The organism is Pseudarthrobacter sp. L1SW, from assembly GCF_020809045.1.
Lineage (GTDB): Bacteria > Actinomycetota > Actinomycetes > Actinomycetales > Micrococcaceae > Arthrobacter.
In genome coordinates this window covers 557,331-581,270 of the sequence record NZ_CP078079.1, presented here as the reverse complement: position 1 = coordinate 581,270, position 23,940 = coordinate 557,331, and the positions used below count along the sequence as shown (strand labels likewise).

Below are 23,940 nucleotides of genomic sequence, written 5' to 3'. Positions count from 1 at the left end.
GCAATCCATCCCAAGCTAAGGGGAAATAGTGTACGAAGGTGCTGTCCAGGAGCTGATCGATGAGCTCGGACGCCTTCCCGGAGTGGGCCCCAAGTCGGCCCAGCGGCTGGCATTCCACATCCTCGAAGCTGATCCGCAGGACATGAAGCGCTTGGTTGAGGCGATCACCACCGTCAAGGAACGGGTCAAGTTCTGCACTGTCTGCGGGAACGTCACCGAGCAGGAACTGTGCAACATCTGCCGTGACCCGCGCCGGGATCCAGCGGTCATCTGCGTGGTGGAGGAATCAAAGGATGTCCTGGCCGTGGAACGAACGCGCTCATTCCGGGGCCGTTACCACGTGCTGGGCGGCGCCATCAACCCGATTGCGGGCATCGGACCGGAGCAGCTCCGCATCCGTGAGCTCCTGACCCGGCTCAATGACGGCGCCATCCAGGAAGTCATCATCGCCACGGACCCCAACCTCGAGGGTGAAGCCACCGCCACCTACCTCGCGCGCATGCTCAAGACAATCGGCATCACCGTGACCCGCCTTGCCTCCGGCCTGCCGGTGGGCGGCGACCTGGAATACGCGGATGAGGTCACGCTGGGCCGGGCGTTCGAGGGCCGCCGGAACGCCCTCACCTGATCGGGCGGGGGTAGTGTCAGGGCAGCGAACGCCGGCGCGACGAAACCTTGTTTCCGGCGGCCAGCAGCGCTCCGGCCACCAGGGCCTGGCCGGCAATTCCCACTACAGGCAGCGGCATGCGCGCCGAATCCCTGGCCCGCGGTTCCCCGTTCACACAGGGGACCTGGGTGCCGTCCCCCGCTTCCTGCAGGGCCGCCGGCACCCATCCCAGGACTCTTCCGGCCGGATCGGCATCAGCCCCCACGGCCAGGAAAACCACTGAAGGGCTGATGGCGGCCAGCCACATGATGCGCTCGGTATGGTAGACCTCGGCTACCCCGGCCGGGACTTCCGAACACTCGTACGCCACCGGGGTGCCGGCCGGGCCCCATTGCACATTCACGGCCACGGTCACCGGTTCCACCACCCGGACCAAGGGGACCAGGGCGGCAGCTGCCCCGGCCGAGCCAGCCACCAGGATTGCCGCGAGCGCCCAGCCCGCCACACGGGCCGGTCCCGACTTCCCCGCCGCGGCCGCCACCCCAACGGCGCCGAAAAGGGCGCCCTCGACAGCGGTGACCCCTGCCGCGGCTGCCGCCACAGCACCCGCTTCACCGGCAACCAGCGCCTGGAACATCAGCACGCAGAGCGTTAGGACAGCCAGGACCAACCCACGGAATGTTGTGGCCAGCAATGCCGGGAGGATTCCGCCGCCCGCGGCAGGCTCCCCGGCTGCGGCCATCTGCTTGTAGCCCTGCATGCCCCAGGCCACCGCAACAAAGGCCCCCACGGACGGCATCAGGGTTGCGGCGAGCGCGTACGCCAGCAGTGGGGCGTTGTACCCGCCACTTCCCTGCCCCAGCGACACAAACATCAGCACGGCGGCGCCGGAAGCAGCCCACGTTCCCAGGACAGCGCCGCCCGCCAGTGCCCAGAACCTGGCGGTACGGACGGTGCGGACCACATCAGCCAACGCCAGCTGCAGGCCCATCCCGCGGCCGCGCACCTGGTCCAGGCCGCCGTCGTCATCATCCCGGCTGGAACCGCCGGAACCGTGGGAGTTCCCGCCGATGGGTTCGTAGAAGGGTTCGGCGACTGGTTGTGCAGCAGGCTGCTCGTCGTCGGCCATGGGGAAGCCCCGCCTTTCCACGGACAGGCCCCAGCCCCAGCTAAGACCGGCAAGCGCGCCGGCTGGTCCTATCGTTGCCCAACACGGCGGAGCTGTCCAGAGCCAGGCCTACGCGATGCGCACACCCCTGGCCAGCTTGTGCGCGGGTGTCCGGAGCGCCCGCCAGCCCAGCCACATCAGCAGCGCGGACAGCACCAGCTGGAGCCCCAGGCCGAGCGGCCACAGCGGTGTTTTCTGCCCCAGGTACGCCGGCTGGACCACGCCGTTGGCGCAGGGGATGGTGCCGTCCGGACCGGCCATGGCCTGGCGGGCGCCCTGGCTGATTCCCTCGATGGCCCCCACGGAGGCGAAGCCCGTCTGCGCCGTGCGATCGCGGTAAGGGATGGCATCGGCCACCACCACAAAGGGGTTCATGCCCAGCAGCCACGCGACCCGCTCGGTGCGGAGGGCAGGCTGTTCCCGGAGCGGACCGGAGCAGGTGTATTCCGGCCCAAAGGGGCCGGACTCCAGCGGCGCGTACTGGCGGTACTGCGGGTTGTTGGCCATGACGCTGCCCTGGGCCAGGCCTGTGCCAAGCATGAACGAAATCAGCGTCCCGAAGACGAGCCCGGCCACGGCAAGGTAGGTCACCACGATGGAGAACAGGGGCCGTCCGGCCAGGGCCGAAATCCCCACGCCCACGGCGCACACCACTCCCACTTCAACAGCCAGCATCAGCAGTGCCACCAGCACGTGCCCAGGGGTCATTCCCCCAAGGGCCACCCCAATGACCAGGAATGGCGCGCTGGCCACCAGGAACGCGAGGGCGGCGAGCCAGGCCGCAAAGAACTTCCCCCAGAGGATCTGGCCGGGTTCGAGCAGGGTGACCTGCAGGATGGCCAGCGTGCCGCCTGCCCGGTCCCCGGTGATGGCATTGGCGGACAAGGCGGGCGCCACCAGGAGGGCAAACAACAGGACGAACGCCAGCACCACTTCAAAAATTATGGAACCGGGGCCAGCGGGCTCCGGTGGAACATAGCCTCCATAGGCCCGCTGGGCAGCCTGAGAAGCGTTCCAGCTGGCCCACGTCAGCAGGGTGACCACACCGGTCAGGACGAACCAGATGGCCAGCATGATGTACCAGCCGCGTGAACGCAGGCGCTGCTTCAGCTCCAGGACCACCACATTCCTGATTCCCGCCAGATAGGCGGCTGACGCTCCGGTTCCGGGCGTGTCCTGCCTGTTGTCGGTTGCCTGGCTCACTGCCGCTCCCCCTCAAGGTTCATGTAGGTTTCTTCAAGGGCCCCGCTGGCGGGGGCAAAGGAAGTGATTCCGACGCCGGCCAGCACCAGGTCCCGCAGGAGGCGCTCCGCATCGCCGTCGCTGTTCAGCACCAGGCTCACGCCGGGACGGCGGCCGTCCTCGACGCGGAACGCCATCCCCAGCCCGGTAAGCTTTGCAGCCAGCGCCGCCGGATCCGGGCCGAAGATCGCGTACCTTCGTCCTGCAGCGGCCGCTTCGGCCGTAGTCTGCTGGCGGACAGTGCGGCCCTTATTGACGAACACAGCGCCGTCGGCGATTTCGTCAAGTTCGCTGAGGACGTGGGATGAGACCACCACGGCCTTGCCCTCCGCCGCCAACTGCCTCAGCATGGTGCGGAGCTCCACCCGCGAGCCCGGATCCAGGCCCGAGGCGGGTTCATCAAGGAGCAGGACGGAAGGGTCGTGGATCAGTGCCCGGGCGAGGCTCAGCCGCTGCTGCTGCCCGCGGGACAACACCCGTGCCGGCTGGTCCGCAAGATCGTCCAGCCGGACCCTTTCCAGCATGGCGGCCACCCTTTGGCCGAGGCCTTCGGCCGGCAGCCGGTAGAAGCGGGCCATCTGCGTCAGGATCTCCCGGGCAGTCAATGACTCCCACACACCCAACGTATCGGGCATCCAACCCAGGCGCCTTCTGACCTCGGCGCGGTGGCGGAGCGGATCCAGGCCCGCCACGCTGATCGTGCCCTCGTCCGGCGCCAACAGCGATGCAAGCATCAGCAGGAGCGTCGTTTTGCCGGCGCCGTTGGGTCCGATCAGGGCCGTCACCTTCCCTGCCGGAGCATGGAAGTCCATGTGTTCGACGGCGCGCACCGCGCCGAAGCTTCGGCTGACGCCCCGCGCCGATATACCGTCGCCGGACACCTGCCCGACCGGATCCCCCGGTACCTCAGAAATCATTGCCATCTATCTGCACCTGTCCCCCACAGTCATTGCATTCCGACGCTCTGAGCCTACGCCTCCCGGGGCTGCCTATCCGGCCGGAAAATGGTCACAATTCAACCCGCGGCAGCGGGCGGCGATAAACTGTGGGGAAGAAGTCGCGCCGACCAGGCGCCAGGCTGCCTGGCCTCAAACTCCTACCGATCCAGTGAAGGTACGCGCATGAGTACGCCCACTACCGAAGTGCACAACGCAACGCAGCCGCAGGAGCTGCCCGCCGGCCGTGCGGTGACAAAGCAGCTCATCGTGCAGAAGTTCGGCGGTTCCTCCGTAGCGGACGCGGACGGCATCAAGCGGGTTGCCAAACGCGTGGTGGACGCACAGGCCGCCGGCAACGAGGTGGTTGTTGTCGTCTCGGCCATGGGTGACACCACGGACGAACTCCTGGACCTTGCCGCCCAGGTGACAGACTCCGCCCCCGCCCGCGAAATGGACATGCTGCTGTCCGCGGGCGAGCGCATCTCCATGGCGCTGCTGGCCATGGCCATCAACAAGCTGGGCGCCTCCGCCCAGTCATTCACCGGTTCCCAGGCCGGCATGATCACTGACGGCATCCACGGCAAAGCCCGGATCATCGACGTCGATCCCCACCGGATCCGCACCGCGCTGGACAAGGGCAATATCGCCATCGTGGCCGGTTTCCAGGGCATGAGCCGGGCCACCAACGAGATCACCACCCTTGGCCGGGGCGGCTCGGACACCACCGCGGTGGCGCTGGCAGCGGCCCTGGAGGCGGACGTCTGCGAGATCTACACAGACGTGGACGGCATCTACACCGCCGATCCCCGCGTAGTTCCTTCCGCCCAGAAGATCGAGCGGATTTCCAGCGAGGAAATGCTGGAGCTCGCGGCGTCCGGCGCCAAGATCCTCCACCTGCGCTGCGTAGAGTATGCCCGCAGGTTCGGCGTGCCCCTGCATGTCCGTTCCTCATTCAGCCAGCACGAAGGCACCTGGGTCATCCCCAGCGCCGAAGACAAGATCACCACACAAGAGGGAGTTGCCTTGGAGCAGCCAATCATCTCCGGCGTTGCGCACGACCGTTCCGAAGCCAAGGTCACCGTTGTTGGCGTTCCGGACATTCCGGGCAAGGCCGCAGCGATCTTCCAGGTCATCGCCGACGCCCACTCGAACATCGACATGATCGTGCAGAACGTTTCCACCCACGGCACTGGCCGGACGGACATCTCGTTCACGCTGCCCATCGTGGAAGGCGCCGACGCACTCGCCGCCCTCCACGCGGCGCAGGACCAGATCGGTTTCGAGACCATCGAGTACAACGAGCAGATCGGCAAGCTGTCGCTGATCGGTGCCGGCATGCGCTCCCATCCCGGCGTTTCTGCAACCTTCTTCAAGGCGCTCTCCGACGCCGGGATCAACATCAACATGATCTCCACCTCCGAGATCCGCATTTCTGTTGTGACGCACGCGGATCTGCTGGACGAGGCTGTCCGCGTCATCCACAAGGCCTTTGACCTGGACAGCGAAAACGAAGCCACGGTGTACGGCGGTACCGGCCGCTAGGCCTCCTGCCCAGCCGGCCCCACTGGGAAGCCGGACGCAGAAACAGCCGGGCTCCCTTCCGATAATTCGGAAGGGAGCCCGGCTGTTTCTGCGTTTGGGATGCGCCAGCCTGGGGTGGCCGGTTCAGCGTTCCTTCTCGAGGTCTTCGCGGCGCACAGCGTAGTGATGGCCGGTCGAATCGGTTTCCACGACGAAGTGCGAGAGGTCCTCCTCCGAGGCCTGTTCGAAAGCGTCATGCTTGTGAACCACAGGCGTATCCGGGTCCAGCCGCGTGGCCGGGCCGAAGATGAACCGCAGCCTTTCGGTGAGATTCATGAAACCGCTGAGTACATGTGCCACTGTTTCCACCCCCTTCCCGGATATCGGGGGAAAGGGCTCCTGCCGCCAGGAGCCAGTGCCCTTATTTTATGCCCGCGGACGGGAAAAGGCTCTTGGCCAGGACAGCATTGCCGGGCTTAGCGGAGGGACTTGTCCTCTGGATTCCTGGGGACCACGTAGGTGCTGCCGTCCGGCCGCGTTACGGTCTCCCACTGCTGGGTCTCCGCCTCACGCTGGGCCAGCAGCCTGCGGTTTTCCTCCGTCATGTCATGGCCCAGGGATGAGCGGTTTGCGGGGCCGAAGATGGCCCGGAGCTTGCCGGTGGCCCGCATAAAGCGCTGCGAAGCGTTGTCCTTGCCTGCTGAGTTGCCCTTACCCATGAAACTGGCTCCTTACCTGACATGCCTACTGCTGAAAGTGTACGCTAATGATTAGTGCACTAACAATTGGAGGAGCCATGACGGCAACCGGCAGTGAGCAGGGGCAGGACGAGGACCTGCTTTTGGAACACCAGCTGTGCTTCGCCCTCACGGTGGCGGCCCGAAGCGTTGTGGGCGCCTACAAGCCCGTGCTGGAGAAGCTGAACCTGACCCACCCGCAGTACCTGGTAATGCTCTGCCTGTGGGAGGCGAGCCCGCGGACTGTCCGGAACATCAGCGAGGCGCTCGCCCAGGAACCGGCAACCATCTCGCCACTCCTCCGCAGGCTGGAGGCCGCCGGCCTGATTACACGACGGCGGGCGGACGGCAATGAGCGGGCCCTCGCCGTCGAACTGACTCCGGAAGGCGCCGCGCTCCGGCAGGAGGCGCTCAACGTTCCAGGAACCATGATGGAGCGGCTGGGGCTGGGCCGGACCCAGGTGGGCGAACTGCACGCGGCCATGATGGGCCTCATTGCGGCCACCTCCAGCACCAGCCCGCTACACGACCGGCAGTAGAATAGGGAGCATGAAGGGCAGGCTGCGATCCACGGGCGAAACGCCCTCGAGCAAGATGTCCAACACGATCTCCACAGGGGCGAGGCGCGCAGGGATGTTGTCCACCCGCAGAACGCAGATCCGGGCGGTTGCCCTGCTCATGGCAGCGGTGCTCCTCCCGGCATGTTCCCCGGGCCAGGGCGGAGGCACCCCGTCCGCCGGAACGTCGGCATCTCCCACGGCCTCCGCCACGGGTTCCCCGGAGCCTGCCGCCAGCCCGTCAGCCGACGCCGAGACCTCCGTCCCCGCCCCGGCTCCTGAATCGCCGGCAGCGCCATCGGGGCCGGGCAGGGGGAACGCCGAACTGGCCATCATCATCGTTCCCGCCGAGGGCGAACCGGAGATCAGCTACACCCTGGTCTGCACCGAAGGTGTCCCTGCTGCCGAAAGCGTGCATCCGGCCGCGGAAACAGCCTGCGCGGCGCTGAAGGAGAACGCCGGGCTGCTCAGCCCGTCCGCCCCGGCAACGGACCAGGCCTGCACCCAGCAGTACGGCGGCCCGCAGAAGGCCACCGTGACAGGTGTTGTGGACGGCGTGCCCGTAGACGCCGCCTTCTCCCGCACCAACGGATGCGAAATCAGCGCCTGGGAGGCTGCGAAGGATGTCCTGGGTGCCGCGGGTGGAGCTTAAGCTTCTGGCGGCGGATGATTGGCAGTCGCGGGAGGAAGCCCACCACCTGCGCGTCAGCCGCTACGCCGACCCCTACCTTGCCCGCAGGTCCGCAGGCAGGAAGCATCCAGTGGAAGACTTCCTGTTCACCTACTACACCCAGAAACCGGGCCAGCTGCGACGCTGGCACCCGGGTGCAGGGTACGTCCTGCTGGGCAGGGCAGCTGCCGCACGGACGGGCTGGAAGCACTACAGGAGGCTCGACGACGGCGAGCTTGCCTTCCTGGGGCTGCCGGAAGGAAGCACCGCGGTCACCTTTGACCGGGACGCCTTCCTTGCCGACCGCAGCGAGGCCGTCGCCTTTGCCGGCATCATCCTGCGCGGGACCGCCGCGCGCCCGGCGCAGTTCGGCTGCTTTGGCCTGCATGAATGGGCCATGGTGTACCACCAGGACAGGTTCGACCTCCGCCATGAATATCTCCGGCTGCGGCTGGGGGCGGCCGGTACGGACAAGGTGGTGGAGGACAACAGGATCCGCTGCACGCACTTCGACGCATTCCGCTTTTATACGCCGGACGCCGTGCCGCTGAATGAGTTTTCGCCCAGCCGGGACAGCCAGCGCCACCAGGAACAGCCCGGCTGCCTCCATGCCAACATGGACCTGTACAAGTGGGCCTACAAGCTGCTGCCGGCCCTGCCCAGTGAACTGGTGATGGACTGCTTCGAGCTGTCCTGGCGGATCCGTGCCATGGACATGCAGGCTTCTCCGTACGACCTGGCGGAATGGGGCTATCCCGCGATCCCCATCGAGACACCCCAGGGGAAAGCCGCCTATGTGGAGTACCAGCGCTCCTTCGCCGCCGAGGCAGCCGCACTCCGGGAGAGGCTGGCCGCGGAACTGGACGCCGTCTCGACCATTCCCGGCATGAGCGCATGATTGACCTCACCGTCAGGCTCCGGGAGGACCCGGCCGCCGTCGAACACGTTTTTCGGCTCATGGCGGACGACGGGCAGGCCCAGCCCGGGAGCACGCTGCCGGACCCCGAAGCCGCCCTCGCGGCTGTGGAGAAGTACGGTGAGGACATCTTCTTTCCCAAGCCCGGACCGCCGCGCCTGTGCACCCAGCAGTATGGCGGGCCGCAGGTGGCCGTGGTCACCGGAGTCTTCCACGGCCGCCCGGTTGATTCCGTTTTCATGCGCACGGACGGCTGCGAAATCGCCCGCTGGAATGCGATGGCACCGCTGCTGGGCAGCGCAGGCGGAGCCTGGGGCAGCACCTAGGACGCCCGGCTGTGGCGGTTCGCCAGGCAAAAAGCAGGATCCCGGGCGGTTTACCGTCCGGGATCCTGCTTTTTTCTTTAGGGAGTGCTTTTCCGCCAGGACATCAGGCTGCTAGGACGCGGGTACCGCGTCCGCCAGCGCCACCTGCGGAGCGCCGGCGGGGGCGACCGGCGCGGCGCCCACCTGCACATTGACCCAGGTCCTGATGCCGTTCCCGCCCAGGCTGAGCCGCGAAAGGTAGGCACCTTCGGACAGGCCTGTCCAGGACACCGCGGCAGAGGTGGCGGTGCCGTTCGGGGCCACGATCGGATTCGGTTCCACCGTGAGGTTGCCGGCGTCCCCTGCGAAGGTGACCGCCTGCACCGACGCGCTGGCTGCGCCGTTGTCCGGCGTGGAATACAGGTTGACCGCGATGTAGTACGTCCCAGCCCGGGGGGATTCCAGGTTCAGGAACTCACTGGCGGAGGCCGTCGCCACCTGGGTGGCAGTCAGTCCGCCCGAAGCATTAGGCGCGTAGACCACCATGTCCCAGTCGACGTCGTCCGACTGCGCCTGGACGCCCAGGCGGGCGAACGAGGCTCCCTGCGGAACCGTCACCTGAAGCAGTGCATTGTGGGCGTCGTTCCGGGGGGCGTACGCGCCGGGAGTCTTGGTAATGGCCGTCTGGCTCAGCGGAGCCAGCCCCTCCACCCCTACGTTGATCGGGCTGTCCGAACCGGACACCAGTTCCATCGTGCCGCTGCCGCTGCCGGTGGCGGAGCTGAACGAGACGGACGGGGCGATCTGCGCATCAACAGGCCGGATGGCGATAGGAGAGCTCACAGTGCGCGGGCCCTTCCAGGTGAGGGTGCCGCTGCTGAACTTGCCCACCGGAGCGCTGACGTTCCGGATGGTCAGCGTGACCTCGCGGGTCTGGCCGGCCTTGGCGAAGTTCAGTGCGTTCGGCTCCACCTGGACATTGAATCCCGGCATGCTGACTTCCGGACGGTAGATTCCGGGAACCAGGGCAGTGAGCTGCCGCTTGACCTGCACTTCCCCAACCAGGCTGCCGAGTGCGATCGACGGCACGTTCAGGTCGCGGGCCGCGATGGAGCCGGCCTGCGGAGCACCGGTGTCCATGCCCTGGCCGTTGAGGAAGCCGAGCCAGTCCTTGATGCCTGAGTTGTAGACCAGGCCCGGATCCAGGACCCGGGTGGAGTCGATGTGGCCTGCGCCGCCCTGGAACGGATCCGTATTGGGCGTACCGTCGGCATTCACCAGCGGGTAAGCGGTGGTCATCATGGCAGATTTGACCATCGCGGGCGTCCATTTGGGCTGCTTGCTGAGCACCAGGGCGCCGAAGCCGGCGATGTGCGGTGCGGCCATGGAGGTTCCGGACATAAAGCCGAACTGGTCACCGTTGTTGCCGATGGTGGAGACGCCGGCAAGGACGTTCACACCGGGAGCCGCGATGTCCGGCTTCAGCAGGTCGCCGCCGGCGGCAAGGGTAGGTCCGCGGGAGGAGAAGCCGGCGATCTGGGGTGCGGGTGCCGGCGGCAGGCCCGTGAGGTCGCCCTTGGCCAGGCTGACTGTCAGGGCCGGGTTCGCTTCCAGCTTCGACTTCAGTTCCAGGCTCTTGGGGGCGTTGACGTGGACGGTGGGCAGCACGTGGTTATCGGCGTCCTCTGAGCTGCTGGTGAGGTTCACCAGGATCATGCCGAGCCCGCCCTTGTCCTGGACTTCCTGGCTCTTGGCCGTCCGGTCCACGACGCCGCGGTCGCAGACAACCACTTTGCCTGTGACCTTGGCCGCGTCGAGGGAGCCCGGCGCGCAGAGGTTGGCATTGGTGGCTCCGGCTGCTGCCGCAGCCGAGGCGACGACAACCGGCTTGTCCGCCACTTCGGATTTCATGATCGAAGCTCCGCGGTAAAGGGAGCCGTCCGAGACCTTGACGGTGCCCAGCAGGTCACTGGGGAACGTGGATGCGGCAACCGTGGTCAGCCAGGGTGAAGCGTGGTTGACGGTGGACACCGTGGGCCCGGAGTTGCCGGCAGATGCGGACACGAAGACGCCTGCAGCGGCAGCATTGAGGAACGCCAACGCCACGGGATCGGTGGTGTTGTTGTTGTTCCCGGAGATGGAGTAGTTCAGGATATCCACGCCGTCTTTGATTGCGGCCTCCACCGCTTCCACCGAGGCGGAGGAGTAGCAGCCGCCGGTGTCCGGGTTGGTGTCCTCCCAGCAGACTTTGTAGACCGAGACCTTCGCGGCGGGGGCAACGCCGGAGCTGTTGCCGAAGTTTGCGCCGTCGATCACCTGCTCCACGTTCGCGTTACCCGCGGCAGTGGTGGCCGTGTGGGTCCCGTGGCTTCCGACGTCGACCGGGGAGATGAGTTCTTCCGGGGCCCGGTTTTGCGGGGCTACGTATTGCAGGAAGGAATCGGCGAAGTACCTCGCGCCAATGACCTTGGTGTTGCACAGGGAACCGTCGAACGACGCTCCGGTGCCTTGGCCCTTTTGGCATTCGCCCTCGAAGGTGGTGCCGTCAGCCTTGAGCATGGCGATCCGGCCTTCCGCGGTGCGGTAGGGCACGCCCACCTGTGCCTGCCCGCTCAAGGGCTGGACCGGCTCGCCCTGGAGGAAGGGGTTGTCCGGCGCGTAACCGGAGTCGATGACGCCCACAACCACGCCCTTGCCGGCATTCGCTTCGCCGCCGAACTGCTTGGCCCAGACCCCGTCCGGGCCGGTCAGCTTAAGGAAATCCGTGGTGGTGTAGTCAGGAGCGTTCTCCACGTCGGGTGCAACCACCATGACGCGCTCATCCTTGGAGAGTTCCATAGCCTGGGCGGCAGTCAGCTCTGCAGTGAAGCCGTTCAGGGCGGCCGTGTACTGCTTTCCCGGGGTAACCCCCTGGCTTGCCGCCACTTCCCGTTGCTGCTGGCGGAGGTGTGCGTCATAGGCCCTGTAGTTGGCGCTGCCGGCGTCCAGCTTCCTCCCGTTTTCCGGCTTGGTTGCGCCAAACCCGGGGGTGCCGCCCTCATAGGCGGCGGCCGCTGCTTCCGCCAGGACCACAATGTAGCGTCCGTCCTTGAATTCTGCGGGTGCGGTTTCCTTGGCGGCGACTGCCTGATCCTGCCCGGCAGGCGCCGCGGTGGCGGGAGTGATGGCCATCGAGGTGAGGAGAAGCGGCAAGCCCACGGCAAGCGCCGCTGCCTTCCGGAATCCCCCGCCCCGCATGGGGCTCTTTCCAGTAGATCTCACGTGCAAACCTTTCACGATGTACCGGCCCAGCCACGGTTGGGGGCCCGAAACGACTGACCTTGCACAGGGAATTACAGATCTTGTCATTCCGTAAGACCAGTCGAAACAAAGAGTACAGAGTGGTAGCCGAATATGACATAGGACACAAAACCAATATTTTCGCCAGTCACATAAGAGGACGGAAGCTGCATCGGAGCACCAAAAAAGGGCGCCCCGCAGGACGCCCTCACAAACCCTCAGATGTCAAACACCTCCCGCTACTGGCGCGGCGTGCGGACCACCTCGCTGATCCACTGCCTGGTCTTTTCATCCACCGGACCCGCCACCCTGTTCTCACGGGCGAAGCGGTCAGCCTTGATCTTTTGGAGCACCATCCGGCCCAGCCCCGCGAACACTGCTGCGGCAACCACTGGCAACAGCACGGATTTCGATTTCTCAGCCATCCAGCAATCCTAGTGACGCAGGACGCACAACTCCAGAACCCCGACAGTCCCCTCTATTCGCCTTGTTCCCATGCCGCCGGCCGCCGCCAAACAGCCGTTTACAGGGTGGGGCGCTCCGGCCGGTAGAATGGGCTAGCAAGCTCGCGGAGCGCCCGTCCACAATGTCTAAAAAACAAGTGTCCAAGAAACAGTGTGCAACACACACTGTGTCCCAGGCACCCCGGTACGGCGTGAGACGGCACCACTCCGCTGCGCCCTTACCCAAGCTCACGCACAGGAGTTACCGGATGCCCCGGATCGTTGTTGACGTCATGCCCAAGCCCGAGATTCTGGACCCGCAGGGGAAGGCGATCGTCGGCGCTCTCCCCCGCCTGGGCTTCACCAGCTTCAGCTCTGTCCGCCAGGGCAAGCGCTTCGAACTGACCGTCGACGGTGAGGTGACCGAGGAAATCCTGGCACAGGCACGCGATGCAGCGGAGACCCTCCTGTCCAACCCCGTGATCGAGGACGTCGTCAACGTCGAGGTCGTCGAGGCCTGACATGACTGAACTTCCCCTGATCGGAGAAGCCCCCGGCAACGCTTCCGTCGCCAGCAGGCTCGCTGGCGCCCGGATCGGCGTCGTCACGTTCCCCGGCACCCTTGATGACCGCGACGCCGCCCGCGCCGTCCGCCTCGCCGGCGGCACCGCCGTCGAACTCTGGCACGGCGACTCCCACCTTGGCGACGTGGACGCCGTCATCATTCCCGGCGGTTTCTCCTACGGCGACTACCTGCGGGCCGGCGCGATCGCCCGTTTCGCTCCGCTCATGTCCAAGATCATCGATGCGGCCAACAGCGACGCCAAGCTGCCCGTGCTGGGAATCTGCAACGGCTTCCAGATCCTCACGGAGTCGCACCTGTTGCCCGGTTCGATGATCAAGAACGACCACCTGAAGTTCCTGTGCCGCGACCAGGTGCTCCGCGTCGAAAACAGCAACACGGCGTGGACGCTGGACTACGAGGCGGGCCAGGAGATCACCATTCCGCTGAAGAACCAGGACGGCCAGTACATCGCCGACGACAAGACCCTGGACGCCCTTGAGGCCGAGGGCCGGGTGGTGTTCCGCTACGTTGGCTTCAACCCGAACGGCTCCCGCAGGGACATCGCAGGCATTTCCAACGCAGCCGGCAACGTGGTGGGCCTCATGCCGCACCCCGAGCACGCGGTGGAAGTTGGCTTCGGTCCCGAATCCCTCGATGGCATCGGCGGGTCCGACACCGACGGCCTCGGATTCTTCACCTCCGTCCTGAACAAGATTGTGGGAGGCGCCAAGTGACCACGGAAACCACCAAGAAGTTCAACATCGACACCGTTGAGCACGCCGCGAAGACTCCGGACACCGAGCTGCCCTGGGCCAAACTCGGCCTGAAGCAGAACGAGTTCGACGAGATCGTCAAGGTCCTGGGGCGCCGCCCTACCGGCGCCGAACTGGCCATGTACTCCGTCATGTGGAGCGAGCACTGCTCCTACAAGTCCTCCAAGAACCACCTGCGCCAGTTCGGCCAGAAGGTCACCGAGGAAATGAAGAAGGACATGCTGGTGGGTATCGGCGAAAACGCCGGTGTGACCAACCTGGGGGACGGCTGGGCCGTGACCTTCAAGATCGAATCGCACAACTCGCCGTCGTTCGTTGAGCCTTACCAGGGCGCCGCTACCGGCATCGGCGGCATTGTCCGCGACATCATCTCCATGGGTGCCCGCCCGGTGGCCGTGATGGACCCGCTGCGCTTCGGTGCCATCGACCACCCGGACACCGCGCGCGTCATGCACGGTGCAGTGGCCGGCATCGGCGGTTACGGCAACTCCCTGGGCCTGCCCAACATCGGCGGCGAAATGGTGTTCGACTCCGTGTACCAGGGCAACCCGCTGGTCAACGCCCTCGCCGTGGGCGTCATGCGCCATGAGGACATCCGCCTGGCCAACGCTTCCGGCAAGGGCAACAAGGTGGTCCTGTTCGGCGCGCGCACCGGCGGTGACGGCATTGGCGGCGCGTCCGTGCTGGCCTCGGAGTCCTTCGACGACACCAAGCCCTCCAAGCGCCCCGCCGTCCAGGTGGGTGACCCGTTCGCCGAGAAGGTCCTGATCGAGTGCTGCCTGGAGCTGTTCAAGGGCTCCCTGGTGGAAGGCATCCAGGACCTGGGCGCAGCGGGCATCTCCTGCGCCACGTCCGAACTTGCCTCCAACGGTGACGGCGGCATGCAGGTTGAGCTGACCTCCGTCCTGCTGCGCGACCCCACGTTGACCCCGGGCGAGATCCTGATGTCCGAGTCCCAGGAACGCATGATGGCCGTTGTCACGCCGGAGAACGTGGAAGCGTTCGAGGCCGTCATGGACAAGTGGGCCGTGGAGTACTCCTGGCTGGGCGAGGTGACCGATACCGGCCGCCTCATCATCACTTGGGAAGGCGACGTGATTGTCGACGTCGATCCCCGCACCGTGGCGCACGACGGCCCGGTTTACGACCGCCCGTATGCCCGGCCCGAGTGGCAGGACGCCGTCCAGGCTGACACCTTCACCGGTTCCGTGCAGGACGCCGGCCGCCCGGCCGCTCCGGCTGAGCTCGCGGCCGCTGTCACCGAACTCGTGGCATCGCCGAACATGTGCTCCAAGTCCTGGATCACCGACCAGTACGACCGCTACGTGGGCGGCAACACCTCCATGGCGTTCCCCGACGACGCCGGCGTGGTCCGCGTGGATGAGGAATCCGGCCTGGGCGTTGCCCTGGCCACCGATGCCAACGGCCGCTACACCTACCTGGACCCGTACCACGGCGCCCAGCTGGCACTGGCCGAGGCGTACCGGAACGTTGCCACCGCCGGTGCCATCCCGATGGCCGTCAGCGACTGCCTGAACTTCGGTTCCCCCGAGGATCCGGACGTCATGTGGCAGCTCGCCGAAGCCATCCGCGGCCTGTCCGACGCCTGCATGGTATTGGGCATCCCCGTGACCGGCGGCAACGTCTCGCTCTACAACCAGACGGGCACCACCCCGATCCACCCCTCCCCCGTGGTGGCTGTGCTCGGCAAGCTCGACGACGTTGCCCGGCGGACGCCGTCGGGCTGGCGCGAGGACGGCCAGGCGATCTACCTGCTGGGCACCACGGCCGCCGAGCTGGACGGTTCCGAATGGGCCAACATGCGCGGACACCTCGGCGGGCAGCCGCCGAAGGTTGACCTCGAGGCCGAGCGCGCACTGGGCGAGATCCTGATCAACGCCTCGCGCGACGGCATGGTCGACTCCGCCCACGACCTCTCCGAAGGCGGCCTCGCGGCTGCCCTCGTGGAGTCCTCGCTGCGCTACGGCGTGGGGGCCCGGATCGCCCTGCAGGACGTCCTGGACCGGGACGGCGTGGACCTGTTCACGGCGCTCTTCTCCGAGTCCCAGGGACGTGCCATTGTGGGCGTCCCGCGCTCCGAGGAAGTCCGCTTCACCGACATGTGCACCGCCCGCGGCTTCGCCCACACCCGCATCGGCGTGGTGGACGCAGCGAGCGGCAAGCTGGAAATCAACGGCGTGGAGGGCCTGTCCCTGGACGCCCTCCGCGAAGCCCACGAGGGGACCTTGCCGAAGTACTTCGGCTGACCCTCCCCACCGCCACCCTCGCCTCGCAAGCTCGGCCGGGGAACCCTGGCGGCGTGGGCCCAACCACCACATCGATTGCTCCGTACCTGCCCTTTTGAGCCTTCAAAACGGCCGCTGCGGAGCAATCGATTTTTAATCACGCCGCCGCCAGCCTGCTTGGATCAATGCCGTCCGGATTTTGGCAGCCGCAGGCTTGGCGTCGCTGAGCATATGGCGCTTCGAGATCCGGACTTCGGTCCACCCCAGGGCGGCACAGCGCTCGGAGCGGTCAATGTCCCGCACGATCTGCCCCTCCCCGCCGTGGTGTTCGCCCTCGATCCCGATCCGGTACTTCCGGTAGGAGAGGTCCGGCTCATGGTGCCGTGTCCCGTCCTCCGAAATGATGGGAACGTTCAGCTCGGGTTCCGGCAACCCAGCCCGCACCATGGCCAGCCGGAGCAGCGTTTCCTGCGGTGAGTCGGAGCCGACGCGGACCAGCTTGATGGCTTCCTTGGCTCGCCGCAGTCCGCGCTTTCCCTTGTGCCTGTCGATCATGCGCTGAAGGTCAGCAATGCTGCACAGCGGCATGTCCCTTTCCTCGAAAGCCTCCCGCGGCACCCGGACGCAGCTGTCCCCCATGACCACGAGCCCGTCCAGCGTCAGCATCTCCGCCATATCCAGCCATGTGCGCTCCGGGGTGGTCACAGGAATCCCATCGACCGTGGTGACCTCGTCGCTGTAGAGCTTCATTCTGTGCACGATGACATGGGGCCTGTTGAGGTGGGCCGCGCCCTCGGGCCTGATGAGACTCCGGCGAACGCCGCATCTGCAAGGGTGAAGGGGCGGGCGCGGAGTTCCTCCGGCAACGGGCGGGGCGTCTTCATCGGTCCATAAGACCAGAATCGGGCAAAGGCCGCAGAAGTTATCCACAACCTCGATCGAGTGCTCCGTACTTGTCGTTCTCGCGCGTGAAACGACAAGTACGCAGCTATCGATGGAGTCAGTCCTCGCTGTGGAGGTCCCGCCGGCGGGCGCTGAGCAGTTCAAACTCGGGCCGGGCGGCAACGAAACGTTCGACGGCGGCAAGCACCTCAACGAGGTGCGCGCGGTCCGCTGCCACGAGGCCGACGCCCAGCTGGGTGCGCCGGTACTGGCTGTGGTCCCCCACCTCGGCGACGGAGACATCGAAGCGGCGCTTGACTTCCGCGATGAGCGGCCTGATGACTGAGCGTTTTTCCTTAAGGCTCTGGACGTCGCCCAGGAGGATGTCGAATTCGATCCAGCCGATCCACATGGCTCCGGACCTTCCCTAGTCGATGGTGAGCTCGCCCATCTGATCCCAGCCGTCGCCGTCGAGCTGGCGGCTGATGATCCTGGGAGTCTCGGCGAGCGCCTGGGGCATGTCCGCCATGGCCTGCTTGAAGTGGGCGCTGTTGACGTGGTCCCCGGCGGCGTCGTCCTTGAAGGCTTCCACCAGGACAAACTCGTTGGGGTCGTCCACGCTGCGGGACCAGTCGAACCACAGGTTGCCCGGCTCCTCCCGGGTGGCTTGGGTGAAGTCGGCCACCAGGCTGAGCCAGCGCTCGGACCATTCAGGCTTGACCTTGAACTTGACGACAATAAAAATCACGTGGGGATTCCTTCCGCGGCGAGGGTGCGTGCCCCTTCAATGTACCGGGACGTCACGTAGCGTTGTGCCGCGCGCGTGACAAGGCCGCCGGCGGCGTAGAACCAGTTGGCAGGTTTGCTGAACGCGCGGATCCGCAATAACACCTCCCCGCGAGCGTTGATTTCCACCTCGAAGGATTCCTCGCCCCTCGCCGGATGCCCGGGCAGCGTCCCATAGCCGAATCCTGCCGTCTGCGGCACCGCCTCGGAAGCGGGTTCCCGGACCCACACCACCTCGCACGGGGCGTTCAGCCGGAAGGGCCCAATGCCGAAGCCGCTCACCACCCTTGCCCCCGGTACCGCCACGGGGGAATCGGCCCGGACGCGCAGCCCTGCCCTTCGCTGCAGCTCCCAGCCGAGGATGCCCTCCGCAACCCGCCGGTACACGGGCAGGCCAGCGCCTATCCGGACCTCCTTCAGCACGGCGACGTACCCGGCAGGTGCGGTGCCCTGTTCCGTGTTTCCGATACCGGGATAGTTCAGTGCTCCTGGTGCCCCTCCCCTAGTGCCCACGTGCGCCGCCCAGGCGGGCCCAGCCCAGCTGCTCCCGCTGCTTCCTGTTGAGGCCTGCCACCACCAGGTCATAGGAGTCCTCCACCATGTCCCTGATCATGCCGTCCGGCAATGTCCCGTCCAGCTGCACACCGTTCCAGTGGGTCTTGTTCATGTGCCAGGCACCCGTGATTTCAGGGTGCGCGGCGCGGAGCTGGACTGCCAGGCCCGGCTCGCATTTGAGGTTCACGTATCCGTCCTTGGTGGTCATCGAGGAGAGCGCAAAGACCTTACCTTCATTCCGGCCGCCGCCGGCAACCTGGGCGCGGACCTTGAAGACGGCGGTTTCAGGTCCAAAGGGATAATCCTCGTACGCGCCGGGGAAGGAGAGGCAGATTTTCCTCAGGGCATCGGGGTCCATGCTGGAAGCCTATAAAGCCGCCGCCTCCGGTGCTAGTCTGCGAAGATGTCACACGATCAGGGAGCCATACCTGTTCTGGACCTGGATACGGCGCGGCTGGCAGACGGGTCATTCAGCCCGGACTTCATTGAGCAGCTGCGGCACGCCACCCACAACGTGGGCTTCTTCCAGGTCACCGGCTATGGTGCGGCCACCGGGCAGGCCGAACACCTGCTGGACGTCATCGGGCGCTTCTTCGACTTGCCGCTGGAGGAGCGCATGAAGCTGGACAACCGGCTGTCACCGCATTTTCGCGGCTACACCCGGATGGGCACCGAGGTGACCCAGGGAAGGGCTGACGCCCGGGAACAGATCGACTACTCGCCCGAACGGGAGCCCGTTACCGATTATCCGGAGGACCAACCGTACTGGCTGCTGCAGGGCCCCAATCTCTGGCCTGACGATTCCTTTCCCGAGCTGCGGCCCGCCGCGATGGCATGGGCGGAGTTAATGTCCAAAGTGGGGATGGAACTTCTCAGGGCGATCGCCGTTTCCCTGCAGCTTCCGGAGGACTACTTTGACGAACCGTTCCAGGGGACGCCGGCCTGGATGGGTAAGCTGGTGCACTACGTGGGAGGAGTCGTGGAGGCCGCTGGTGACCAGGGCGTTGGCTCGCACGCCGACTACGGATTCGTCACCCTGCTGCTCCAGGACGGCGTGGGCGGATTGGAGGTCCTGCCGCCAGGGGCCAGCGACTGGGTTCCGGTGGAACCGATTCCGGGCGCGTTGGTGGTGAACCTGGGCGAGATGCTGGAGGTGGCCACGGAGGGCTACCTTGCGGCCACCATCCACCGTGTACAGGCTCCCCCGCCAGGCGTGGACAGGTATTCCGTTCCCTTTTTCTGGTCGCCGCGGCTTGATGCCGTGATCGATCCTGTGCCGCTGCCACCCGAGCTGAAGGCCGCCGCGAGGGGAATTACCGATGATCCGGCCAATCCCCTTCTTTCGTCATTCGGCCTGAACATGCTCAAGGGCAGGATGCGCGCGCACCCGGACGTCACTGAGCGGCACTATCCGGAGTTCGTGAAGCGCTGAAGCCACCCGCCAGTCAGAGGCTGAACTTCCACGCCTGCTGGGCCGGGCAGCTGTCCATCACGACGTCCAGCCCCGCTGCCTTGGCCCGCTCCGCCGTAGCCTCGTCAATGACGCCCAGCTGCATCCACACCGCTTTTGCGCCCACTGCGATCGCCTGGTCCACCACGGCCCCCACCTTTTGGGAATTGACAAAGCAGTCCACGACGTCGATGGGCTGCTTTGAGGGCGGGATGTCCAGGAGGCTGCGGTACCCGGTTTCGCCGTGGACAGGGTCGCCGGGCAGGTTCACCGGAATGATTTCCATGCCCAGGCGGTCCCTGATGAACAGCGAGGTATCGAAGGCGGCCCGCCATTCGTTGGTGCTCAAGCCAACAATGGCCCACCGCCCCTTGGTACGCATCAGGCGTTCAATGACTGCGGGATCGTTCGTGTGGCCCATGGGCCCAGCCTACGCGGAGAAACAGTCAGCAGGGCCAAACACCCCCGCCTGCCCGCCGGCGCCTAACGGATGAACTTTTCCAGCCACTTGGTCCCGGGCATGGTCTTTGCGGCTGCGGAACCAGCGCCATCCTTCTCTGCCGCCGGCTGTCCCGGTTCCGAAAGAATGCCAGGACCAGCGCCGGCCCCCTGCCCGGATTCGCCGTCCGCTGCATCAGGTGCGCTGCCAGCGCCGGCCCCTTGGTCCGCCCTGTCGCCGTGAACAGTACGGGGCCCGCCGTCTTGCCCGGCGGCGCCGCCATTCTTCTCCGATTCCTTCGCCCCGGCCTGTCCACTGGCGACTGAAAGCTCCCCCGGACCGTTCCGGACCTGACCGGGCGACTGGGGCAAGGGAGCTTGCCCGGCCGGCGGCGACTGCAGGGTCAACGGGGAGTCTTCGGCAAGGGAGGCTTCACTGCCGGCCGGGCCGGCGTCGCGCCGGGCAGGGAGGTCAGTGCCGTCGTCGTGATTGGCCTGCTGATGGAACCCCGGGCCGGCGGCCTGGGGCGTGCGGATGGTCCAGGACGGCGCCCAGTCCTCCAGCATCTGCTGGATCGAGAGGCTGCCGGCAGGGGCGGAACCTGCCGGGCTGGCCGCAACGGTACCCACACCCATGCCCATTCCAGCCACCAGGGCCAGCCCGACGACGGTGGGGCGGTGTGAACGGAGCCGGCGGCGCCTGCCGAGCTCGTCGCCCGGGCCGGGCCTGGTGCCATCGCGGTGCTGGGCGGGAAGATCTTCCGGTGCAGCATCAACGGGCTCGCCCAGCAGCGCTGCCAGCCGTCCCGAGGGAACCGGCACAGGCAAGTTCGCCAGTTGGCCTACGGCGAGGAGGGCGCGGCGAAGTTCCACGTCCTGCGCCAGGCCGGCGTCGAGGAGCATCTCCTCCGCTACGGCGGCGATGTGCTGCGCTTGTGGTGTCATTGCTTCAGGTACTCCTTCACTTCCGCAAGGTCCCGGAGCTTGAGGAGCGCCCGGCGCTGAAGCTGCTTCACGGAACCCTCGCTCCTGCCCATCGCATCCGCTGCCTGCTCTACGGTGAGTCCGGCCACGAGGCGAAGGGACAGTACCTCGCGCTGGTCCTGCGGCAAAGAGTCAAGCAGCCCAAGGACTTCCTGCGGTGAAATACGCTCAAGGGCCTGGGACTCGGCCGACGAATCTTCCCGCTGGTCCAGCTCGGGCTCAAAGGGCAGTCTGGCGGGGGTGCGACTTTGGCGCCGGTGGTCATCCACCATCCTGGCGTGGGCAACAGAAAAGATGAAGGTGCGGAGTCCTGCGGCTCCCCCATGTACGGAGTCAAGGCGCGGCAGGATGGAAAGGAACACTTCCTGCATGGCCGCCTCCGGATCCTCGACTCCCCGGGCTGTCAGGTAGCCCAGGACCTGTGCTGCATACGTCCGGTAGACAAGGCTGAAGACGGCTGCCCCAGCGGGCCCGTCCCGCAGGGCCTCGTCTGTCAGGGCATCAGTCACGGACGTAGTGCTTTCAGTCAAAAGGGGTTCGTTTGAGCGGAGAAGCTGCCCGGCGTGCGTAAGGCCGGTTTCCCCGCACCACTTTACCCCTCAGTAATCACCAACCCCGACTGCACCGTATGCCCCGCCGGTCCCATTGGACAGCTGCCCCTGCCCCCGGAAAGTGAAAGAGCCGGCCTGGAACGTGATGGGGGACAAGTTCCAGACCGGCGCTACATAGGGGTAATCGCCGCAGGTACGCCAGGGGTTACGCGTTCGGGGAGAAAACTTTGAAAATCTTTTTTCCGGGAAGTCAGCGGGCGGCCGCGGCAGTCCAGCGGGGCCTGCTTCCCTGCCGCCGCGGCACCTTGGCGAGGACGAACGTGTGCCCATTCGCCGGGACCCGCGGGTCATCACAGTCCGCCCCTCCGGGCACCGGCGCTCGGCCCTGCACCTCGGCAGGTGAGTCGGCAGGTGACCGGCGCACGGCGACGCCGGCCGGGCAGAGATCGGTGACTAGCCCTGTGCCTGCGCATTCGCGGACGGCAGCGATGCCGGCTGCGAGGGCATGCTTGTCCTCATACGGCCCGGAGACAGCCACCACTGCGCCATCAGGTGCCAGGAGCCGGAACCTGAAATACGCATCAGAGTCGACGAATGCCTCGAACTTTCCGGCCATGACAATCCTTCCTCGGGTCACACGGTGTACAGACGAGTCTCGCGGCCGCGCCTGCAGCCTTACAAGACCACCCGCGTTAATCCTGTGTAAATTGCCGCAAGGCCTACACCCCCGGACCTGACAACGACGGCGGCGGGCCATCTCCGGAAGGTGGCCCGCCGCCGTCGTGAGTGCCAAGAAAGTCAGTCGTTGATGAGGTCGTTCACCACGATGGTCTGGTCCCGGTCCGGTCCCACGCCGATCGCGGAGAAGCGCGTGCCGGACAGCTTCTCCAGGGCAAGCACGTAGTTGCGGGCGTTCTCCGGCAGGTCCGCCAGGGTACGGGCGCCGGTGATGTCCTCGGTCCAGCCCTCGAAGTACTCGAAGATGGGCTTGGCGTGGTGGAATTCGGTCTGCGTCATGGGCATCTCATCGTGCCGGACACCGTCCACGTCATAAGCAACGCACACAGGGATCTGCTCGATGCCGGTGAGGACGTCCAGTTTGGTGACAAAGTAGTCCGTGAAGCCGTTGACGCGGGAGGCGTGGCGGGCCAGGACGGCGTCGTACCAGCCGCAGCGGCGCGGACGGCCTGTGTTGACGCCGAACTCCCCGCCCGTCTTCTGCAGGTACATGCCCATCTCGTCGAACAGTTCCGTGGGGAACGGGCCGGCGCCAACGCGGGTGGTGTACGCCTTGATGATGCCGATGGAGCGGGAGATGCGGGTGGGCCCGATGCCCGAACCGACGGAGGCGCCGCCTGCGGTGGGGTTGGAGGAAGTGACGAACGGGTAGGTGCCGTGGTCCACGTCCAGGAACGTTGCCTGGCCGCCTTCCATCAGGACAACCTTGCCCTCGTCCAAAGCCGAGTTCAGGACCAGCGTGCTGTCGATGACCAGGGGGCGGAGCCGCTCGGCGAAGGAGAGGAAGTACTCCACGATCTCCTCCACCAGGACGCCGCGGCGGTTGTAGACCTTCACCAGGAGTTCGTTCTTCTGGCGCAGGGACCCTTCCACCTTCTGGCGGAGGATGGATTCGTCAAAGACGTCCTGCACGCGGATGCCCAGGCGGGCCACCTTGTCCATGTAGGCCGGACCGATGCCGCGGCCGGTGGTGCCGATGGCGCGGCTGCCCAGGAAGCGCTCGGTGACCTTGTCCAGCACCTGGTGGTAGGGGGCAACCAGGTGGGCGTTGGCCGAGACGCGGAGCTTCGAGGTGTCTGCACCGCGGGCCTGCAGGCCGTCAATTTCCTGGAAGAGGGCCTCGAGGTTGACCACGCAGCCGTTGCCGATGATGGGGACTGCGTTGGGGCTGAGAATACCTGCCGGCAGCAGCTTGAGTTCGTACTTTTCACCGCCTACGACGACGGTGTGCCCGGCGTTGTTGCCGCCGTTCGGCTTGACGACGTAGTCAACACGGCCGCCCAGAAGGTCGGTGGCCTTGCCTTTTCCTTCGTCGCCCCACTGGGCTCCTACGATCACAATTGCTGGCATGGGATCCTCCCCCATTCGTTCGGGCTGTCCGGTTGGCCACTGGGTGGCGGTCCTGCACAGCGCCGTTCATGAGAATGCCCCGAACGTACCGGCTGTCGCTGGTCCGCGGGCGGCGCAGCGACGCAAGAGTTCCGGGGCTCTTACCACCCAAGTTTAGCCGATGAGGCACTTGGTCCACTCGTTGGCCGCCGCGGTCCTCCCTGCACGGCAAAGGGCTCGTGCGGGAGGACCGCGGCGGA

Annotated in this window: 27 protein-coding genes; 10 read left to right on the top strand and 17 right to left on the bottom strand. The window is 66.2% G+C overall.

Annotated features, from left to right (window positions below):
- Positions 1-28: 28 nt before the first annotated feature.
- Positions 29-628 carry a recombination mediator RecR gene (gene recR, locus KTR40_RS02840; protein ID WP_050056466.1) on the top strand — a complete coding sequence of 200 codons (600 nt, stop codon included), beginning with the start codon at positions 29-31 and terminating at the stop codon, positions 626-628.
- A 16-nt stretch (positions 629-644) separates the two neighbouring features.
- Here the strand turns inward: recR and KTR40_RS02835 are convergent, their stop codons facing one another.
- The 3 genes from KTR40_RS02835 to KTR40_RS02825 form a co-directional block, all read right to left on the bottom strand.
- Complete coding sequence (locus KTR40_RS02835) at positions 645-1,736, bottom strand: hypothetical protein (RefSeq protein ID WP_228405213.1); 1,092 nt, start codon at positions 1,734-1,736, stop codon at positions 645-647.
- Between the two features lie 108 nt (positions 1,737-1,844).
- Positions 1,845-2,978, bottom strand: coding sequence for an ABC transporter permease (locus KTR40_RS02830; protein WP_228405212.1), 1,134 nt, complete (start codon positions 2,976-2,978; stop codon positions 1,845-1,847).
- Positions 2,975-3,940, bottom strand: coding sequence for an ABC transporter ATP-binding protein (locus KTR40_RS02825; RefSeq protein WP_228405211.1), 966 nt, complete (start codon positions 3,938-3,940; stop codon positions 2,975-2,977). Before KTR40_RS02825 ends, KTR40_RS02830 begins: the two co-directional genes overlap by 4 nt.
- Before the next feature lie 198 nt (positions 3,941-4,138).
- Here KTR40_RS02825 and KTR40_RS02820 point away from each other — a divergent pair, with 198 nt between their 5' ends.
- Entirely contained in the window at positions 4,139-5,497 is a 1,359-nt protein-coding gene (locus tag KTR40_RS02820; protein WP_139027886.1) for an aspartate kinase, read from the top strand.
- A gap of 123 nt (positions 5,498-5,620) precedes the next feature.
- Here the strand turns inward: KTR40_RS02820 and KTR40_RS02815 are convergent, their stop codons facing one another.
- Positions 5,621-5,836 (bottom strand): hypothetical protein, encoded by a 216-nt coding sequence (locus tag KTR40_RS02815; RefSeq protein WP_139027885.1) that lies wholly within the window; start codon positions 5,834-5,836, stop codon positions 5,621-5,623.
- Between the two features lie 116 nt (positions 5,837-5,952).
- Complete coding sequence (locus KTR40_RS02810; protein WP_139027884.1) at positions 5,953-6,195, bottom strand: hypothetical protein; 243 nt, start codon at positions 6,193-6,195, stop codon at positions 5,953-5,955.
- Positions 6,196-6,272: 77 nt separating this feature from the next.
- On the opposite strand from KTR40_RS02810, the gene KTR40_RS02805 reads away from it, so the two are divergent.
- The 4 genes from KTR40_RS02805 to KTR40_RS02790 all read left to right on the top strand — a co-directional run bounded on the left by KTR40_RS02805 (position 6,273) and on the right by KTR40_RS02790 (position 8,682).
- Positions 6,273-6,752, top strand: a complete 480-nt coding sequence (locus KTR40_RS02805) for a MarR family winged helix-turn-helix transcriptional regulator (RefSeq protein WP_228405210.1) — start codon at positions 6,273-6,275, stop codon at positions 6,750-6,752.
- A 94-nt stretch (positions 6,753-6,846) separates the two neighbouring features.
- The gene (locus tag KTR40_RS02800; protein WP_228406243.1) at positions 6,847-7,422 is read left to right on the top strand and encodes an SSI family serine proteinase inhibitor; all 576 of its coding nucleotides are present in this window, start codon (positions 6,847-6,849) and stop codon (positions 7,420-7,422) included.
- On the top strand, positions 7,394-8,338 hold the full coding sequence (locus KTR40_RS02795; RefSeq protein ID WP_228405209.1) for a 3-methyladenine DNA glycosylase: 945 nt from the start codon (positions 7,394-7,396) through the stop codon (positions 8,336-8,338). Before KTR40_RS02800 ends, KTR40_RS02795 begins: the two co-directional genes overlap by 29 nt.
- Positions 8,335-8,682 (top strand): serine protease inhibitor, encoded by a 348-nt coding sequence (locus KTR40_RS02790; RefSeq protein WP_228405208.1) that lies wholly within the window; start codon positions 8,335-8,337, stop codon positions 8,680-8,682. Before KTR40_RS02795 ends, KTR40_RS02790 begins: the two co-directional genes overlap by 4 nt.
- Positions 8,683-8,793: 111 nt before the next feature.
- On the opposite strand, the gene KTR40_RS02785 is transcribed toward KTR40_RS02790, so the two are convergent.
- Both KTR40_RS02785 and KTR40_RS02780 read right to left on the bottom strand, forming a co-directional pair.
- Positions 8,794-11,898 carry a S8 family serine peptidase gene (locus KTR40_RS02785; protein WP_370633205.1) on the bottom strand — a complete coding sequence of 1,035 codons (3,105 nt, stop codon included), beginning with the start codon at positions 11,896-11,898 and terminating at the stop codon, positions 8,794-8,796.
- A gap of 281 nt (positions 11,899-12,179) precedes the next feature.
- Complete coding sequence (locus KTR40_RS02780; protein ID WP_139027880.1) at positions 12,180-12,365, bottom strand: hypothetical protein; 186 nt, start codon at positions 12,363-12,365, stop codon at positions 12,180-12,182.
- Between the two features lie 287 nt (positions 12,366-12,652).
- Here KTR40_RS02780 and purS point away from each other — a divergent pair, with 287 nt between their 5' ends.
- Genes purS through purL form a run of 3 tightly spaced genes read left to right on the top strand, consistent with a single transcriptional unit; the run spans position 12,653 to position 15,988 of the window.
- Positions 12,653-12,904 (top strand): phosphoribosylformylglycinamidine synthase subunit PurS, encoded by a 252-nt coding sequence (gene purS / locus KTR40_RS02775; protein WP_015935902.1) that lies wholly within the window; start codon positions 12,653-12,655, stop codon positions 12,902-12,904.
- Between the two features lies 1 nt (position 12,905).
- Complete coding sequence (purQ, locus tag KTR40_RS02770) at positions 12,906-13,682, top strand: phosphoribosylformylglycinamidine synthase subunit PurQ (RefSeq protein WP_139027879.1); 777 nt, start codon at positions 12,906-12,908, stop codon at positions 13,680-13,682.
- Positions 13,679-15,988, top strand: coding sequence for a phosphoribosylformylglycinamidine synthase subunit PurL (gene purL / locus KTR40_RS02765; protein ID WP_228405206.1), 2,310 nt, complete (start codon positions 13,679-13,681; stop codon positions 15,986-15,988). The genes purQ and purL overlap by 4 nt, the downstream gene beginning before the upstream one ends.
- Before the next feature lie 132 nt (positions 15,989-16,120).
- On the opposite strand, the gene KTR40_RS02760 is transcribed toward purL, so the two are convergent.
- The 5 genes from KTR40_RS02760 to KTR40_RS02740 all read right to left on the bottom strand — a co-directional run bounded on the left by KTR40_RS02760 (position 16,121) and on the right by KTR40_RS02740 (position 18,548).
- Complete coding sequence (locus KTR40_RS02760) at positions 16,121-16,717, bottom strand: hypothetical protein (RefSeq protein ID WP_228405205.1); 597 nt, start codon at positions 16,715-16,717, stop codon at positions 16,121-16,123.
- Positions 16,718-16,967: 250 nt separating this feature from the next.
- Positions 16,968-17,261 (bottom strand): DUF503 domain-containing protein, encoded by a 294-nt coding sequence (locus KTR40_RS02755; protein ID WP_228405204.1) that lies wholly within the window; start codon positions 17,259-17,261, stop codon positions 16,968-16,970.
- 15 nt (positions 17,262-17,276) lie between these two features.
- A complete protein-coding gene (locus tag KTR40_RS02750) occupies positions 17,277-17,597 on the bottom strand; it encodes a putative quinol monooxygenase (RefSeq protein ID WP_228405203.1) in 321 nt (106 codons plus the stop codon).
- The gene (locus tag KTR40_RS02745) at positions 17,594-18,148 is read right to left on the bottom strand and encodes a DUF1990 family protein (RefSeq protein ID WP_228405202.1); all 555 of its coding nucleotides are present in this window, start codon (positions 18,146-18,148) and stop codon (positions 17,594-17,596) included. Before KTR40_RS02745 ends, KTR40_RS02750 begins: the two co-directional genes overlap by 4 nt.
- A complete protein-coding gene (locus tag KTR40_RS02740; protein ID WP_139027741.1) occupies positions 18,138-18,548 on the bottom strand; it encodes an MmcQ/YjbR family DNA-binding protein in 411 nt (136 codons plus the stop codon). Before KTR40_RS02740 ends, KTR40_RS02745 begins: the two co-directional genes overlap by 11 nt.
- Before the next feature lie 45 nt (positions 18,549-18,593).
- On the opposite strand from KTR40_RS02740, the gene KTR40_RS02735 reads away from it, so the two are divergent.
- A complete protein-coding gene (locus tag KTR40_RS02735; protein ID WP_228405201.1) occupies positions 18,594-19,622 on the top strand; it encodes an isopenicillin N synthase family oxygenase in 1,029 nt (342 codons plus the stop codon).
- A 13-nt stretch (positions 19,623-19,635) separates the two neighbouring features.
- Here the strand turns inward: KTR40_RS02735 and KTR40_RS02730 are convergent, their stop codons facing one another.
- The 5 genes from KTR40_RS02730 to KTR40_RS02710 all read right to left on the bottom strand — a co-directional run bounded on the left by KTR40_RS02730 (position 19,636) and on the right by KTR40_RS02710 (position 23,701).
- Entirely contained in the window at positions 19,636-20,061 is a 426-nt protein-coding gene (locus KTR40_RS02730; RefSeq protein WP_228405200.1) for a CoA-binding protein, read from the bottom strand.
- Positions 20,062-20,123: 62 nt separating this feature from the next.
- On the bottom strand, positions 20,124-21,023 hold the full coding sequence (locus tag KTR40_RS02725) for a hypothetical protein (protein WP_228405199.1): 900 nt from the start codon (positions 21,021-21,023) through the stop codon (positions 20,124-20,126).
- Entirely contained in the window at positions 21,020-21,571 is a 552-nt protein-coding gene (locus KTR40_RS02720) for an RNA polymerase sigma factor (RefSeq protein WP_228406242.1), read from the bottom strand. Before KTR40_RS02720 ends, KTR40_RS02725 begins: the two co-directional genes overlap by 4 nt.
- Positions 21,572-21,863: 292 nt before the next feature.
- Positions 21,864-22,229, bottom strand: coding sequence for a YegP family protein (locus KTR40_RS02715; protein WP_139027737.1), 366 nt, complete (start codon positions 22,227-22,229; stop codon positions 21,864-21,866).
- 182 nt (positions 22,230-22,411) lie between these two features.
- Positions 22,412-23,701: an adenylosuccinate synthase gene (locus tag KTR40_RS02710; RefSeq protein ID WP_139027736.1), complete on the bottom strand. Its 1,290-nt coding sequence runs from the start codon at positions 23,699-23,701 to the stop codon at positions 22,412-22,414.
- Between the last annotated feature and the right edge of the window lie 239 nt (positions 23,702-23,940).

Excerpts from the sequence above, each read along its gene's own strand:
- KTR40_RS02835 (WP_228405213.1), bottom strand. The coding sequence starts at position 1,736 with ATGGCCGACGACGAGCAGCCTGCTGCACAACCAGTCGCCGAACCCTTC.
- KTR40_RS02825 (WP_228405211.1), bottom strand. The coding sequence starts at position 3,940 with ATGGCAATGATTTCTGAGGTACCGGGGGATCCGGTCGGGCAGGTGTCC.
- KTR40_RS02820 (WP_139027886.1), top strand. The coding sequence starts at position 4,139 with ATGAGTACGCCCACTACCGAAGTGCACAACGCAACGCAGCCGCAGGAG.
- KTR40_RS02810 (WP_139027884.1), bottom strand. The coding sequence starts at position 6,195 with ATGGGTAAGGGCAACTCAGCAGGCAAGGACAACGCTTCGCAGCGCTTT.
- KTR40_RS02805 (WP_228405210.1), top strand. The coding sequence starts at position 6,273 with ATGACGGCAACCGGCAGTGAGCAGGGGCAGGACGAGGACCTGCTTTTG.
- KTR40_RS02800 (WP_228406243.1), top strand. The coding sequence starts at position 6,847 with ATGTTGTCCACCCGCAGAACGCAGATCCGGGCGGTTGCCCTGCTCATG.
- KTR40_RS02795 (WP_228405209.1), top strand. The coding sequence starts at position 7,394 with ATGTCCTGGGTGCCGCGGGTGGAGCTTAAGCTTCTGGCGGCGGATGAT.
- KTR40_RS02790 (WP_228405208.1), top strand. The coding sequence starts at position 8,335 with ATGATTGACCTCACCGTCAGGCTCCGGGAGGACCCGGCCGCCGTCGAA.
- KTR40_RS02785 (WP_370633205.1), bottom strand. The coding sequence starts at position 11,898 with ATGCGGGGCGGGGGATTCCGGAAGGCAGCGGCGCTTGCCGTGGGCTTG.
- KTR40_RS02780 (WP_139027880.1), bottom strand. The coding sequence starts at position 12,365 with ATGGCTGAGAAATCGAAATCCGTGCTGTTGCCAGTGGTTGCCGCAGCA.
- purS (WP_015935902.1), top strand. The coding sequence starts at position 12,653 with ATGCCCCGGATCGTTGTTGACGTCATGCCCAAGCCCGAGATTCTGGAC.
- purQ (WP_139027879.1), top strand. The coding sequence starts at position 12,906 with ATGACTGAACTTCCCCTGATCGGAGAAGCCCCCGGCAACGCTTCCGTC.
- KTR40_RS02760 (WP_228405205.1), bottom strand. The coding sequence starts at position 16,717 with ATGAAGCTCTACAGCGACGAGGTCACCACGGTCGATGGGATTCCTGTG.
- KTR40_RS02755 (WP_228405204.1), bottom strand. The coding sequence starts at position 17,261 with ATGTGGATCGGCTGGATCGAATTCGACATCCTCCTGGGCGACGTCCAG.
- KTR40_RS02740 (WP_139027741.1), bottom strand. The coding sequence starts at position 18,548 with ATGGACCCCGATGCCCTGAGGAAAATCTGCCTCTCCTTCCCCGGCGCG.
- KTR40_RS02735 (WP_228405201.1), top strand. The coding sequence starts at position 18,594 with ATGTCACACGATCAGGGAGCCATACCTGTTCTGGACCTGGATACGGCG.
- KTR40_RS02730 (WP_228405200.1), bottom strand. The coding sequence starts at position 20,061 with ATGGGCCACACGAACGATCCCGCAGTCATTGAACGCCTGATGCGTACC.
- KTR40_RS02725 (WP_228405199.1), bottom strand. The coding sequence starts at position 21,023 with ATGACACCACAAGCGCAGCACATCGCCGCCGTAGCGGAGGAGATGCTC.
- KTR40_RS02715 (WP_139027737.1), bottom strand. The coding sequence starts at position 22,229 with ATGGCCGGAAAGTTCGAGGCATTCGTCGACTCTGATGCGTATTTCAGG.
- KTR40_RS02710 (WP_139027736.1), bottom strand. The coding sequence starts at position 23,701 with ATGCCAGCAATTGTGATCGTAGGAGCCCAGTGGGGCGACGAAGGAAAA.